Source organism: Shewanella sp. 4t3-1-2LB (genome assembly GCF_017368415.1).
GTDB lineage: Bacteria > Pseudomonadota > Gammaproteobacteria > Enterobacterales > Shewanellaceae > Shewanella > Shewanella fodinae.
On record NZ_JAFNJD010000042.1, the window covers coordinates 26,892 to 41,881 of the forward strand.

The window sequence follows — 14,990 nt, forward strand, 5'->3', positions numbered from 1 at the left end:
TCATTAGACGCTAGCCATGAATAGAAAGATAATTAAGGGATATATGACTTAACGGGTTGCTTTGTATGGGGTCAACATAATGTCTTTATTGACCATTATGTTGAACTTGTAACCAGGGCGGATTTTGATTGTAGGCTGAACGTCCAAGTTCTTTTGTATTAGTGAGGAACCTGTCTGTGCAAATTGTTGTGTTACTCCATCAGCAACAGCACTTTTTGTGTTCCCGCTACGACTGTTCTCGCTGATGCCAGCCTGAGCTGTGCCAGATATCATGCCAAGCAATGCCGCATTGCCAAAGGTTTTCCAATAATGGTGATCCACCTCATCTTCAAAGCCGCTGTATCCTTCCACATCCATCCCTTCCATCCCCGCAAGGTTCAAGCGACTACCGTCAGGGTAATTGATGCGTGTCCAAGCCGACACACCTCGGGATTGACCGTAAGAAACATTACTATCATAGACACCATACAGACGTGCTCCTTGGGGCAGCAACAAATGTTTACCAGTGGCGCTGTCATACACATTTTGGCTTATCTGCGCAATGAGAGCGCCAGGAATGTCTGAATTCATACCAGAAATTAGCACTGCAGGAATGATCGTGCCTACATTTAGCTCATACCGCGACAAAGGTTTATCCCGCGTATATTCCAGATAATCGTCGCTACGCTTCTGGGACAGAAAAGCTTCTTTGCGGGCTTGCCCATTAGGGTCTGTTTGTTGCATTTGTGGCAAGGGCTGTTCTGCGGCCATAGCCGACGACATGAAAGGATTTGCTGTCATGCTTGCTTGTAATGCTTGAGCTTTTTCTTGAACCTGCGCCAAACGGCTATCCAAGTCACCAGACACATTCGATGTTGTACTATTGCTGTCATTAATTTTGATTACAGTGTCAGCCGTAAGAGCAGCTAATAGTTGTTGTGATCTGTATTCAGCCAGCCTTAGTGCTTGCTGTGTCTGCCTCTGTTCTTCTAATGACGGCGGTCTTGGACGATCAGGGTAATTATTCTGTTGACCTTGACTTTCCCCCGTTGGTGATGAAGTTTGTGGCGTTTGTGGCTGTGGTGGTGCTGCTGCCGGGATTGACGGCTCCCCTTTGAAATTTAGCGCCGCAGGTATCGAAGCTGAAGCTGAAGTAGGGTCTTTTTTTTCCGCTTGAGTTTCGGCCTGTTGTTTGCCTTCTGCTGAGGGTTGTCCCTTTGATGCAATTGTGATGATCACAATTATGAGCAAAAGAATACCAACACCAATCGCAATTTTTATTGGGGTTTTCTTAAGTGTTAACCCCGAGTGGAATTGTACCGGATCACCTATTGCTGAAACGTTACTCACGATTTTTCACCCCTTCAAACACCGCTGTGCTAGATAGTGGAATCAATTGATCATCTTGATAAATCCAGATGCGCTGAAATGAAAACTGATGGTTAACAACAACCCGGATATAGAATTGCTGATCATTGAGTCTTGATAATGTGTAGTACAAGTCGTTGTGTTTCCCTTGTCCCATCGGCTTGTCTGACACATAAACGCCAATGCCTAGTTTTCTCAGCTCTGTTTCCAACAATTCTGAGAAATGGGTACTGGTTGACCAGAGTGGATAATTGAAATCGAATACCGCATTGGCTCCATGCTTCTCTTTGATCTGCCATGCTAAATCGCGGGCAATTGTGATTTGATCACTACTTTTTACTGGAAAATCATAGTAATTAACGTCAGACGTAGCGCAAGCATTGAGCAAGACTGACAACATAATAGAAATAATCCACTTCATTGAATCAGCCCTTATATTTGACAAGAATCGACTCTTGTTCACCGCCAACCCCGACGGTTAAAATTAGTTCCTTAGATACTTGATCCACTATGAAACGGCCATTTATCTTGCGCCCATCGTCTTGCCTATAGCTGTTCTGATAGCGGTAGTTCACTAACTCTTTTTGTGAACCGTTTACCACCAAAATTACGGGCAATGGGCCACGTTCAACTTGTTGAGGCATTTCTATATAGGTTTTTGAACCATCGTTATAAACCCGTAAAGGTTTAAAACGAGCTTTCCCTGTTACTCGGTAATTGAAATCTAGGTCAGGGATGTACGCACCATCAGACAGGGTGTTTTGCTGCACTTCGTGCGCCATTGCCGCCTGGTAGGCTTTCCATTCCATTTGCCGTTGTTCTGGGTACGTAAACGTCACATACGGCATCCACTTAATCGGGTCAGAAACAAGCCTTATCTGGTATATCCGTCTATCAGTAATGACTGTTAGTGTTGTTTCGAGTGCAATATCTGTTGGCTTAACCGTCAGGACTGTGCGTTTATTGTCGCCAGTACCGCTAACTGCCATCGAAACTTTCCAACGAACACTGTCACCCAGCTGGAGACCTGACTGTGTGATCATTTCCCCTTTTTCAAGTTCGATAATGCACGTTTTAATAGGTGTGCAAACTACAGATGGCAACGATTCACCAAAATAGTACGTTACGCGACCGGTGCCATCGGTGATCGGTTTTGTAGGATGTTCTATCCACTGATTAGCAATATTCAATGCGCTATTGTCTTTGGACGAGAGATGAGGCGCTGGATTATCACCAGCCACCGCAACGCTGCTGATGAGAGCTAACGGAAAAAGGCATGGTATGAGTAAACTTCGCATTAAAATCGCTCCGTAACGTTGAAGGACTTCACCCATAGCCCTGTAGGGTTTCCCATAAATTCTTTCGGGGTGCTGGGTACTTCATAATAAATTTCTACAGCGGCTTTAAATCGCAGCGGTGGTTTGGACTTACCCTGCCTATCAGTGATGTTTTCTGTCCACTCAATTTGATATGTCATAGAACCATCGCCAATGGGCAGAATGTTATCAACCTGGACGGTTACAACTTCTGTTTCGGCGCGGATATTCGGTGGAGCTGTCTGACTTAAATATGTATTAACTTGCACAAAAGCAGGATCGGTACTGCGCAAATGTGCATATGCTTTTAATACGTATTCACGTTGGGCGTTGATATCCGTGAAAACAGATCTAACGTTTGTGACAAACTCATGGAGTTGGCTGATTTCAAGTCGTTTTCTTTCCTCTTTAGGTAAATTTTTAGCGGCTTGTAATGCAACCAATTGGCTATCGCTCATTGCAAAAACATACGGCTCGATTTTGCTACGAGAACCAATGTATATAACCCCGACCACAGATAATGCCGCTACTATCAGCGCCACCACTGAGATAATGATCAGTTTGTGATTGAGTGAAACAATATTGCCTAGTCGTTCATCCCATTCCATCCGTGCTCGTTGATAAAGCAGCGTCAATTCGTCCGTTCCTGTTTCAGGGACAGACTCAGATTTTGTCTTAATTTTCATGTGATTTACCGAGGGGGTGTATTCATGTTTTGCGTATACGTTACGTATTCACGCAAGTTGAAGGTGTGAGTTTGTGATTCTGCCCGCCATCGTGAGTGAGCATCGCGGGCGGCCATCTGGTGTTCGTGAGAGAGCGCATCATATCCACCAGATTGTGTAAACCAACCGGAACTGTTGGCGTCATTCATCATGGTTGCACTGCTGTTGGCCATCCCGCTATTAAATGCTGAACTACTTGTAGGGCCACTATTGCCAATTGAACTCGCGGCTCTACCGAGAAAGCTAGCTGAACGCCCTTCAATTGGTCTTTTTAATCCATTTAAAAAGGCATTTTTTGCTGTATTTGCTACTTCACCGGCTACTGCGCCGCCGGCAATCTTTGCAGCTTTGGCTGCAATTGCTAGTTTGCTTTTTGGCGCGGAGGGTGAAGATATTTCAGAGCCAGAGCCAGAGCCAGAGCCAGATGAAATCGCTCCCTGATAATCGCTATCATTGCCGTGGGAACGAGGGAGGTTGTCTCCACTTCCTGAACCTGTTGTCCCACTTCCACTATCAGCATCGGGGAGTGATGATGTGGCCGGATCGTTATCACCGCCTAGACCACTTGCTTGGTTCCATGCGTTGCGCATTAAATCCATCGCGTTTGCAGAGCCACCCAATGATGCACCTGCTACCGTCTGTGCCCCAACATAGGCGGCCCCAACGGCTGCAGCAGTGGTAGCAGCAGCTTGCATAGCTCCGGCAATCGCATCCCCAGACGTTGGGCTAGTGACACCTGAGATTAAACTTGCGGCTTGCGCAGGTACTTCGCGCACTAATCCCCATATGACTAGCAATGTAGGTAGTATTAACAGAACCTGTGTCCATGTCAGATCACTTGTCTGCAACCACGTTTGCAGGATACTCAATGAAAGAGAAACAATCATTTGCATAATCAGGAATTTAACACCAAGACCTAGCATTAATCGGAAGTAGTTAATTCCGTATTCCCGAGACCATTCGTGTCCAAGAAATCCCATCATTACAACACCGAGATTTAGCATGATGTAATACTGGATGATGATTAACACCATTTCGAGGGTGATAAATGCCATGATAATTAGTATGCCAAGACCAGCGAGTATAAAACCGATACTGTCACCCATACTCGTCCAACTCAGTTTTTTGATTATTTCACTCGCCAGTGAAAAACCAATATCAAAGACAGAACCAGGGTGAATGTATTGGCCGCTGATCTTGTTACCAATAAACATAAAACCTTCGACAATGCTTGACGCAATGCTTGTACCATCGATTACTAGCCAATAAAAGAATCCGATCAGCAGACTCCGCCTTGTTAGTTCTGCCAACAGTTCAACAATGCTATCACCCTTAAATGCCATCCATAAAAAATGCCACGCCCAGGATATCCCGACCAAAGCCCAGAACAGCCAGGTAACATACTGGCGGATAATCGCGGGCCATACGTTTGCCGCATTTTCAAACGTTAACAACAACTCATTTATAGCACCGGATTCTGGGACTCCTTGACCTTGAGGAACCGCAGCCGCATAACTTGGAATAGCGATCAATAAAAGCAGGAAGAATACCAAACGCATGGATACCCCCGACTTAATGTTGACCCATTGGTTTCAATTGATATGTTTCCAATTGCCTAGACCTTAGCGCGGGGGCCTCCCCTTTTTTAAACTCTGCTGCTTGGGCTTTCTCAAGCTGAGTTTTTTCATTTTCAGTCTGGATAAATGCAGAGGTCATTTGAATTTGCGCACTCATTAATGTTTCAATTTTCTGCAACTGGCGGATGATTTGCGCCGAGAGTTCATTGCCAGCCTGTATAGCTTCCATCCGCCCAGCTGCACTAGATGATCGAGACTCAATCCGGCTTAATGTCAGTTCATCCTCCTGGCGCTGGTTATAAATCCCATTTGCTACACTTAATGCGGAACCTGCAGAATCACCCATCGACTGGCTCAACTGTCGATAATGATCTTCGTATTCTTGATTAGAGATTGTCCGCTGCCAGTTGTTGTAACCTTTGTAGCGTTGATTCATTTCATTGGTCAGGTTAGTGGCTGAAAACGCAATTGATTGACCTTGCCTTGCCAAATCACTCAACTTATTGATTTGGTCAAATGTATTGCCCCATTCACCACTCACTAATGCTTTAGTGTTTTGCAGTTGATCCTGTATCATTTTGACCTGATTCACGGTGTGTCTTACTTGCTCGGCATACTGGTTAACAAGCTGTACCTGGTTGAGTAGCTGAGTCCACTCAGTCCCACAGTTTACACACACAAATGCGAACGCTTTGGACTGAGGAATATAGTTGGCTCCAACCACCAAGATAGCAGTCAGCACTACGACGTTACATTTCATCTTAGAACTCCTTTAGGCAGCAGACGCTAGGTCTTCTGCACTAATGACATTGCGTTCAAACAACCAATACTTGTACCAATCATCGCCATGCTCACTGACTAAGGCTTTCATCCGTGCAATGTCCTCTTTGCTCCCCGCACCAACAAATGACAACGTTAAGTCGCCAAGAGCAAGATCAAACAGACGATTCCCTTCCGGGGAAGTTATATAGTAGTGGCGTTTACGAACAGCATTTTTGATTATGTCGATTTGTCGATCATTCAGACCGAACGCTTGATAAATTGGTTTGATTTGAGAAGTATCGGCAGCAGGATTAGCAAGAAAAATTTTAGTCGGACAGGCTTCTATCAGTACGTCTAGAATGCCTGATTTTGTTGCGTCTGTGAGCGACTGTGTGAACATCCCTACGACGCAATTAGCCTTACGCAATACCTTGAGCCATTCGACCAGCATGGCTTTAAAGATCGGATGGCTAAACGCAATCCACGCCTCATCTATAAAAATATACGCCGGTGAACCGTCTAGGCTTCGCTCAATCTGCCGGAAAATATAGAGCAGCACAGGGATAAGTTCTTTATTCCCTCGGTTCATGAGCGTTTCAATCTCAAACACCTGTAGTGTTCCCGTCTGGAAAGAATCAGAACGAGAATTCAATAGATTGCCAGCGGTTCCTTCGGTATAAAATTGCAACGCCTCGATTACTTCTGCATCGTTAGCGATATTCATAAACTCGCTAATATTGATATGTTCAATGTCAGAATCAGCGAGTTGCCTAAGCCCTTTCTCGATGTTATTACGCCGCTTGGACGAGAGCGTTACCCCCTGTAATTCCAGCAATTGCACAATGTAGTTTACACACCATGCAAAATCATCGCGTAGGTGCGATAACGGGGCAAAAGTAACGTCTTCATCAACACAGATGTTAAAATGCGCGCCGCCGCATTGGCTTATTGCATATGCACTGTGGCCTTTATCAAAGATAAATTTCTTACAACCAGCATAGCGGTCGATTTGTGCCGCTAACGTTGCAAGTAGAGTCGATTTACCAGTACCTGTTGGCCCTAACACTAGGAAATGGCCCAGATCATCAATATGCACATTGAGGCGGTATGGTGCTGCTCCCTCAGCACTACATTGCATGATCGCAGGGGAATTAGGTGGATAGAAGGGACATGGATTAGTCAATCTACCAGCCCACAGCGAAGACATGGGTAACATATCGGCTAAGTTCACAGTGGACACCAAAGGACGCCGGATGTTGTGCAAACTGTCGGCGGGGAGAGAACCCAGAAAAGTTTCAACCGTATTAACGGTTTCGACTCGACAGCCAAACCCTAAATGCAGAATTAATTTTTGAATTTGTTCACAACAACTGAATAAGTATTCCCTATCCTCATTCATAACAATTATAGATGCTGTGTAGTGTCCGTATTTCAAACTGCCGGAGCGGGCCAGATTTAGTGCCTGTTCGTATTGCCAAACCATCGATGCCGCATCTTCGTTAATTCTGGGGTTTGGGACTTTTAATAACACATCTTTCCAATTTTTCTCTTTTTGTTTCCATGCCTTACGTTCTTTCTCCAGTGCCTTCTCAGCGTCAAAGAGATCAAAGAATGAAAAACGAGTGTTCCAACGGTACGAGAACCCTAGCTTGTCCAGATTATTGAGGATATTGGGCGTTGAGTTGTCAGGGAAATTATCAATACTGATCGCTGCTATGTATTGCGAATTAATTTTTGGACTTAGACCCGTCCAAAATTCATGGGCACCAATGAGTGAGTCGATACCTATTGGAGTGAATGGCAAACGTACCGGGCGGTCAATACCAGACACCATCAAATTGATTTTTTGTAGCAGTTCGCAGTACCAATGTGTATCACCTTCTTCATTCGTAGTCTTATAAGCACATAGGCGCCGGATACTGATATACGATTCTAAGCGGCTTTTTACATCCCTGATTTTTCTGTTAAATTCCTCCAATGTCTTAGAAAAATGTGACTTTTTTTCAATACTATCTTCAAACATCCAATCCAGTATTTTGGCCTTGGCCTTGGACGGCGGCATATATGTAACAAACATGAAATAGCTGCTTTCGTAGCGTTCTGACTCATTGCTGAAATATTGAAAACGTTCTTCGTCAATCATTGCAAAAACTGGATGACTGAAATGGGAATTATCTCGGCTTAAATACTCAGGTGCTTTTTGACGAACAGCATCAACATGTATCATCCAGCCAGTGCCAAACGAAACTAACAGGTCTGAAATTCGTGTTGTGAGAAAATTTCGGTCATGAATAGTAGAACTTGAGATATCAACACCACGAAAAACAAAACCTGCTGTCAGAGAACCATCCTTGTTAGCAATAACACCATCATCGCAGAGAATGCCGTAATTGAGTAAATCAGGCATACCCTTGATATGCCGTCGATAAGGAGCCGTCAAAAACATTGTTTATGCTCTCCGGGAGTAATCTTTGGGGGAATGGGCAGGATAATAGGGTTGATACTGACTAAAGCGCCTAAAAACTCTTGACATATCAGGGTCAGCATTTCCCATCATGCGCAAAAGTGGCATAAGGCCAACCCAAAGCAGTATTCCGATAATTAAAGTCACTGCCGACTGTAATGTGACTACAAAAAAAATTACGATTAGACAGAGCGGATATACTAAATTTCTTTCCCCACCTAGAACTAAATTACCCCGATTAAATTTAAATATTGCGGCGTGGTTTAATTGTTCATCCCCCATTTTTAATACCTCTAAATTAGTGTTGAAGATACACCGAAAACTGATGACATAATGTTGGATGCAAATACCGCAATTGATATTGATAAACAGACGTACACGAGATATTTAACCCAGCCAGAAATTTCCCCACCCCACATCAGCATGAAACCAGCCGCTGCCAATGCAATTCCTGACAGAATAAACGCGACAGGGCCAGTGATTGATGTATAAATTTTTGACATGGGCCCTTCCCATGGCATACCAGTGCTTGATGCGTGAGCCACATCTGGGAATAAAAATATTAAAAGCGTAAGTGATACACCAATAAGCATTGGCATATAAGATACTTTGTTCATATAGAATCCTTTAGGCGAGTTTTTTATATTGATATTTGTTTTCTTTAAATCCTATGACCTGAATCACCTCCTCAACTCTGCGGCCAGTGGGACACTTCTGAATAAACACCACAACATTAATGGTGTCAGCGATCATGTTTTTGTTTACATTCTGAGTGACTTCTGAAAGCAAATCTTCTAACCGATTCAGTCCTTGCAACGCGCTATCGGCGTGGACAGTGGCTATTCCGCCGGGATGGCCGGTATTCCACCCTTTCAGTAGTTCAAGGGCTTCCCCTCCGCGCACTTCACCAACCAAAATTCGGTCTGGCCGAAGTCGTAGTGTCGCACGTAGTAATCTGTTGATACTTGTGTGTTCGTTACTTCGTAAGATAACGGCATTTGGAGCAGTGCATTGCAGCTCTGCAGTGTCCTCCATAATGACGATGCGCTCATTAATATCGTTTTTTACCATTGCGTCTATCAAAGCGTTTGCAAACGTGGTTTTGCCAGACCCTGTGCCGCCAACAATCAAAATATTTTGATGGGCGATGATGGCGCGCAATAACACGTCACGCTGAGCGACAGATAAGATGTTGCTTTCGACGTAGTTATCTAAGGAGAAAACCTTTAGCGCTTTTTTACGGATAGTAAAAGAAGGGTTGCGGGTGACTGGCGGAAATAGTCCCTCAAACCGAGAACCATCGAGTGGCAGCTCGCATTCTAATATAGGTTTTTCATCAGTAATGACGACGCCGTGATATCCCGCAATAGCTTTCATGAATAGTGCTGCATTGGTTGCTTGCATTGAGCCGAAGACTGACATAGGTTCTCCATGTTCCTCGACCCACAGCTGACCATCGGGATTTAGCATTATTTCAATCACATTAGGGTCTGTTAATTTCTCGTACAACAGAGTTCCCATGTGTGACCTGATACTTTCAAGCCTTGAATCCATTATTTGCCTTATTTATGGTTTGTATATTTGAGTTGAATTAATGAACATATATTGAACAATGTCATTGCTGATAACAGCCAACATAAATCAAGCAGAGATATCATGATCTCCCTCACTTCAATTCAGTTATTTCCAATATTCCGTTTAGTTTTATCGCTGACTCTCACCTAGTAATTGGAAAGAGCCAGCTGTAAAACCGTTCCTACCACTGCCGCCGGAACTTGCGGGGCTATGCGCATATTGGGTCATGCTCACAGAACGTGCTAAATGCACTTAGTCGCATCAGGTTCTTCCTGATTTTTATCCCTTATCTGGGGGAGCTTCTATCCGGTCACCAATAGAGGACATACCTTTCCGGTATCACATAGGTCTATTTCAGCGAATTACTGTCCTCCCTCGCTGGAACCTGGGAGTGATCTAACCGCATTAAGCGGGTAATCGGGCATAGGGCAATTTGTAAAAGAGCGAGTCAAAATTTTGGGTATAAAAATCTCTACGCCGTGCGCATCTGATTTTTATAGGAGCGGGTAGCCAGCCAGCAGACCTACGATTTAAGTGGCAATTTGTTTAAATATTCGTTAAGTAAATTTTCTGCTAACTGAGCCTTCGTTTCTTTTCCGCCCCGTTCAAGACGTAATTCCTGAATTTTTTGGTTATTACGTCCCGAAAGGAGAATCGTGATTTTAACTGCTGGAAACCCCTCTCCCGTGGGTTTCTTAGCGGTTGAGTCAGGCATAAATTCGCCCCAGATTTTTGTTTTCTAATGAGATCCGTGCTCAAAGACGAATCCGTATGTAGCGGGTGTATTTTGTGTAAATTAATTTTTTCTGTCTGTCAGCGAGATTGGGGACAAACAACAAAAAAGTGATATGTATCACGTTCATGAGTGTTAATTTTGGAAATTTTAGTAAAAATGACTCATCAACATGAGCGATTGGTAGCGTGTACTAAACGCTATTCGCAACTCGTTTAATGTTTTCACGCCAACTTTAATTCTCGCCCGGTTCAGATACTCTCGGATTGTCGCGCTGCCAACGTCTAATGAGTTCGCAATATCTTCGGCATTCATTCCCCATGATGACATTAGCAATACTTCGCATTCGCGGGTTGATAGCTCGTTGTTAAAGAGGGCGACAACCACATCAACAGGCGTATTGGGGGGCGTTACTCTGAACTGTTCTGCAATTTTTTTATAATCAACGGGGATCATGGAAACTCCTTTTACATTCCACGTAAACCTAACACTGCGTATATCAAAGAAGATATACAGAATGTTAAATCTGTATTCCCAAATTTGCAAATGTTATCCTTTCAAAAACGGCGATCGGGGAGGTTTGATGCCGAAGACAAATGAAATGCCGCAGATAAATGAAGGTGGTTGTCAATACATCAAAGCTGCAACAGATGCGATAAAGGGCGCAGGATCTATGCGTGACCTTTATGTTGCAATTTATGGTGTTCAGCCGACTCGTTACCAATATCAAACATTTATAAATAGACTGAATCCATCGAGAGCTAACCCTGGAACCGATATATTAGGGGCTTGTGTTGAGAATTTGCCGTCGTTACACGACGTGACGCTTAAAGAATTTTTCGGTATTGGAAGCACAAAAAAATAAGTGCATCAATCACGCTATAAGCGTTAGATTATGGGCTTTTTGTCTTGCATTCTCTTTGTTATTTTACTATTCTAAGCTTAGTTTCTGGTGGTGAGAGTGCAGCACAAAGCTCGCTCGCCACATAAGCCAACAAGCTGTGTGGTGCATTCACGCATCTAGAAATAGAAACGTTGCTTGGGTTGGCCCCTAAGCGCTAACGGATCGCAAAAAAGCCGACTTTTCCAGGGGTCGGCTTTTTTGTATCTGAATTTTGAGAAAAAAATCACGCACAGTATTGATCTTTTCGATCTAAATCCGTAAATTCAGATCCAAGGTTTCGACTAGCCATTGAAGCCATCACATCAAACCTGGAACTAGACTATGCTACGGATAATCGGCTGCTTATTGCAGCACATAAGACGCAATCAAAATCTCTGTAAACATTTAGCGAAACGTTTTTACGTTGCTCAAAGCTATTGTTCACGTATGAGATTGCGCCATGCAACTATCTGACGCAACTCTCCAACGCAAGCGTAAGCGAGCAGCTGCTCTCTCAGAGCGGCGCAGTAAGGCCGCGCGCGCGTTTGCTAACTCCCCCATTGGCCCCCAGTCTTATGAAGCCACTTTAGACGGCTTTAAAGGCCGCAACAAAAAACGCCTTCCTCGGCATTTTGACGAGCTGTTTTCAAACCTGCGGCGGCTAGTCTACAGCCGTAAAATCGTGGTTGACGACGGATGTGTCAGCCAAACGCCACCCGCCAAAGTATTGCGTAATACATTTGAAATTCTGGTCACGCTGCTCACTATCTGCGATCTGAAAAGCGGTCAGATCGGTAAACCCCAAGTTGGGGGCATGGACCCAACCTCCCACGAACGGCTGATGGAACTGCACGCTATCCGCTTTGGCCGCGCATTAACATCGTCAACGTGGTACCGCTACATTGATGCACTAAAACGAGCTGGGATATACAGCGTTAAAGAAGTGCGTGTTGAAGGTGATGTACCCGGAACGATGCGCTCAAGGGCGGCATACAAATGGCTCAGTCAGACTTTTCTTCATGCAATCGGCACCGCACAGGATAGTATCCGGGCATCTATCGACCTAGCGTATCGCAAAGCGATAGCGGCTGGACGTGAATTCCACTATCGCGTGGTTCTGCGCAAACGAGACTACAGCGCTCAGACGCTGCCAGATCTCTTTGGGGGCATGTTCTCCCCGCCGAGGTACAGTTAACCCCCTCTCAAGTGAGTACCCCTGGGCAGTTGCCTAGGGCTTCTCATACCCTGTTGTCACCTTCGCTTAAAAAATAGCCGCTATTATAATGGTTCTCTGACATTCACTATCTACAAAGACAGCATTTCACACATAAATGGTTGCATTAACCCTATGCGCTCCTTTGCTCTGTGGATAAGGCATGTATAACAAGTTCAAAATAGGAGCATAAAGTAAAAGCATTCTGTGATAGTCCTTTTTTTAAAGTAATAGATTGTTATTTAAAAAGAGATCTTATTAAAAGGCTCCACATTCTGTGGATAATGCCTCGCGCACTTCCTAGCTAACGCTAGGGCGCGAGTATAAACAGCAATACAATGCCTCCACTCGCAGGCCAGCAAGCTGGCCGCCGTGGAAGATTGTCGCTGTACCGTTCTTTTGTCTTCGACCCTCATGCTCATATATCACTGATAGGCCCAAACCCTGCGGGGCTTGTCGCTACGCGACTGTCTAGCAGGAAGAATAGGCGCGATTTGAATGGCGGGTGTTTTCGAGAAGATTTGTGGTATTTGATGCTCTGCAGATGGTCTAGCAGTAAGGGACACGTCCCTTACTTATCCCAGATCAACAGCGGATCTTCGGAATATCCTGCCAGCGCGTGGTGTATTGTGGCGTCAGCAGTTTCCGGCGCATTGCCCATCGTGGGGTTATACCTTGGGCCGCTATAAATATTGTATCTGTCCCATATTGACAGTTGATTGTGTCCATTGTTTGCATCAGCTTGTTATTGTCGATGCTTGCGTCAAACAGATCGAGCTGGCGGTTTGCTGCGGGGGTTAAATCCAGTAGACCAACACCTATTTTGTAATAGCGAACACCAGTTTTAAAAAGTTGTGGGACTATCCGGGACACTGCTGCGGCCATTACACAACTATCAGCGGTCGGTACCGGAAAGGTGATAGTTTGCCGAAATCCGGCAGGATGATCGTCAAACGGTGAATTATGAGCGAACACGAACAGTACCCCCGCCAACGATCCCTGCTTCCTGAGTTTTGCTGCAGCAATGGCAATATGTTTAGCCAGGGCTTGCTGCAACAGTGGTAAAGAAGTGATCCGCTCGCCCACGCTGCGCGTGGAATAGATCTGCTGTTTGTCGGCCCTTGCTTGATCCCAGTTTTTGCACGGAATTCCATTGAGTTCCAGGACGGTGCGCTCAATCTCGATAGATAGCTGTTTCCGGGCAAGTTTGGGTGGCATTGCGGCCAGCTGGGCAGCGGTATGAATATCCATTAACTGCAATTTTTTGCTGATCTGCCGACCTATTCCCCATACGTCCGCCACATCCATTTGCTGCAAAACGGCATGGATGGCCATCTGGTCATCGAGAACGCAGACACCATGATAATCAGGCAGTTGTTTGGCGGCATGATTGGCTGCTTTAGCCAGTGTTAGCGTTGGAGCCATCCCCACACACACGGGTAACTTGGCTTCCTTCCACACAGTACGGCGGATCAACTGACCGTGCTGACGCAGATCAGTGATAGCTGGGAATATCCGCTGAAAATTCAGAAAACATTCATCAATCGAGTAAATGTGTTGCTCCGGTGCAAATCGGCCAATGATCTGCATCATTCGCGCTGACAAGTCTCCGTACAACTCGTAATTTGATGAACATGCGATCACACCGTTCGCCTGGCATTGCTCTCGGACTTCAAAGAAAGGCTTAAATTTTGCGATTCCGGCGGCTTTGGCCTCTCGATTTGCGGCCACGATACAACCATCATTGTTCGACAGTACGATCACTGCCCTGCCCCGCCAGTCTGGCCGGAATACGACTTCCGCAGAGGCGTAAAACGAATTGGCATCGACCAAGGCAAACATTACTCACCTGGCATGGCGCATGGACAATGGCAGCGGATAGAACGGATAACCACGCCCTCGATAGAGAACTGATCCCATTCATGAATGGCGGCCGGCTGATGCTGTTCATTGGCTGACAGCAGCATTCGTCGTTTGAGGTCGATAACTTTGCAGACAAACTCGCCGTTGAGGTTCGCAACGATAACGTGCCCGTCCTTGGGGAAAACGTGTCTATCGATGATCAGCAGGTCACCATCGTAGATGCCCACTCCTTGCATTGAATCACCGACAGCGCGACCAATGAAAGTCGCGCTGGGATGTTCTATCAGTATTTCATCTAAACTGAGAGGTAGCTGTAGATAGTCAGACGCCGGTGATTCAAAGCCAGTGATTCCGGCCCGAGCTGGGAAAGGGATTATACGCATACCAATCCTAACAACTGTATATAATAACAGTATATCACTAAAATTTGAAATTTTCTGTATTCCCAACACAGTGTATAACATTAATGTTATACACCACTTTTGACTATCATTTTATGTATATTATTGATGTTATACATAATAGAAAAATT

The 14,990-nt window shown here is 45.0% G+C and carries 15 protein-coding genes; 2 read left to right on the plus strand and 13 right to left on the minus strand.

The window, feature by feature from the left end; genetic code table 11:
• Nucleotides 1-48: 48 nt before the first annotated feature.
• The 11 genes from J3L11_RS19675 to J3L11_RS14735 form a co-directional block, all read right to left on the minus strand.
• Nucleotides 49-1,329 carry a TrbI/VirB10 family protein gene (locus J3L11_RS19675; RefSeq protein WP_207571492.1) on the minus strand — a complete coding sequence of 427 codons (1,281 nt, stop codon included), beginning with the start codon at nucleotides 1,327-1,329 and terminating at the stop codon, nucleotides 49-51.
• On the minus strand, nucleotides 1,322-1,768 hold the full coding sequence (locus tag J3L11_RS14685) for a hypothetical protein (protein ID WP_207571493.1): 447 nt from the start codon (nucleotides 1,766-1,768) through the stop codon (nucleotides 1,322-1,324). The genes J3L11_RS19675 and J3L11_RS14685 overlap by 8 nt, the downstream gene beginning before the upstream one ends.
• Before the next feature lie 4 nt (nucleotides 1,769-1,772).
• On the minus strand, nucleotides 1,773-2,645 hold the full coding sequence (trbG, locus tag J3L11_RS14690) for a P-type conjugative transfer protein TrbG (RefSeq protein ID WP_207571494.1): 873 nt from the start codon (nucleotides 2,643-2,645) through the stop codon (nucleotides 1,773-1,775).
• Entirely contained in the window at nucleotides 2,645-3,349 is a 705-nt protein-coding gene (locus J3L11_RS14695) for a VirB8/TrbF family protein (protein ID WP_207571495.1), read from the minus strand. The genes trbG and J3L11_RS14695 overlap by 1 nt, the downstream gene beginning before the upstream one ends.
• Before the next feature lie 5 nt (nucleotides 3,350-3,354).
• Entirely contained in the window at nucleotides 3,355-4,947 is a 1,593-nt protein-coding gene (trbL, locus tag J3L11_RS14700; RefSeq protein WP_207571496.1) for a P-type conjugative transfer protein TrbL, read from the minus strand.
• Nucleotides 4,948-4,960: 13 nt separating this feature from the next.
• Complete coding sequence (gene trbJ, locus J3L11_RS14705) at nucleotides 4,961-5,725, minus strand: P-type conjugative transfer protein TrbJ (RefSeq protein ID WP_207571497.1); 765 nt, start codon at nucleotides 5,723-5,725, stop codon at nucleotides 4,961-4,963.
• 12 nt (nucleotides 5,726-5,737) lie between these two features.
• Nucleotides 5,738-8,173 (minus strand): conjugal transfer protein TrbE, encoded by a 2,436-nt coding sequence (locus J3L11_RS14710; protein ID WP_207571498.1) that lies wholly within the window; start codon nucleotides 8,171-8,173, stop codon nucleotides 5,738-5,740.
• Between the two features lie 311 nt (nucleotides 8,174-8,484).
• Nucleotides 8,485-8,808, minus strand: coding sequence for a TrbC/VirB2 family protein (locus J3L11_RS14720; RefSeq protein WP_242695269.1), 324 nt, complete (start codon nucleotides 8,806-8,808; stop codon nucleotides 8,485-8,487).
• A 10-nt stretch (nucleotides 8,809-8,818) separates the two neighbouring features.
• Nucleotides 8,819-9,745 carry a P-type conjugative transfer ATPase TrbB gene (gene trbB / locus J3L11_RS14725; protein WP_207571500.1) on the minus strand — a complete coding sequence of 309 codons (927 nt, stop codon included), beginning with the start codon at nucleotides 9,743-9,745 and terminating at the stop codon, nucleotides 8,819-8,821.
• 544 nt (nucleotides 9,746-10,289) lie between these two features.
• Entirely contained in the window at nucleotides 10,290-10,481 is a 192-nt protein-coding gene (locus J3L11_RS14730) for a hypothetical protein (protein WP_207571501.1), read from the minus strand.
• Between the two features lie 168 nt (nucleotides 10,482-10,649).
• Nucleotides 10,650-10,955, minus strand: coding sequence for a LuxR C-terminal-related transcriptional regulator (locus J3L11_RS14735; protein WP_207571502.1), 306 nt, complete (start codon nucleotides 10,953-10,955; stop codon nucleotides 10,650-10,652).
• A 127-nt stretch (nucleotides 10,956-11,082) separates the two neighbouring features.
• Between J3L11_RS14735 and J3L11_RS14740 the strand changes: the two genes are divergently transcribed.
• Both J3L11_RS14740 and J3L11_RS14745 read left to right on the plus strand, forming a co-directional pair.
• The gene (locus tag J3L11_RS14740) at nucleotides 11,083-11,364 is read left to right on the plus strand and encodes a hypothetical protein (protein WP_207571503.1); all 282 of its coding nucleotides are present in this window, start codon (nucleotides 11,083-11,085) and stop codon (nucleotides 11,362-11,364) included.
• A gap of 478 nt (nucleotides 11,365-11,842) precedes the next feature.
• Entirely contained in the window at nucleotides 11,843-12,577 is a 735-nt protein-coding gene (locus J3L11_RS14745) for a hypothetical protein (protein ID WP_207571504.1), read from the plus strand.
• A gap of 603 nt (nucleotides 12,578-13,180) precedes the next feature.
• Here the strand turns inward: J3L11_RS14745 and J3L11_RS14750 are convergent.
• A complete protein-coding gene (locus J3L11_RS14750; RefSeq protein ID WP_207571505.1) occupies nucleotides 13,181-14,437 on the minus strand; it encodes a Y-family DNA polymerase in 1,257 nt (418 codons plus the stop codon).
• Nucleotides 14,437-14,841: a translesion error-prone DNA polymerase V autoproteolytic subunit gene (gene umuD / locus J3L11_RS14755; protein WP_207571506.1), complete on the minus strand. Its 405-nt coding sequence runs from the start codon at nucleotides 14,839-14,841 to the stop codon at nucleotides 14,437-14,439. Before umuD ends, J3L11_RS14750 begins: the two co-directional genes overlap by 1 nt.
• Between the last annotated feature and the right edge of the window lie 149 nt (nucleotides 14,842-14,990).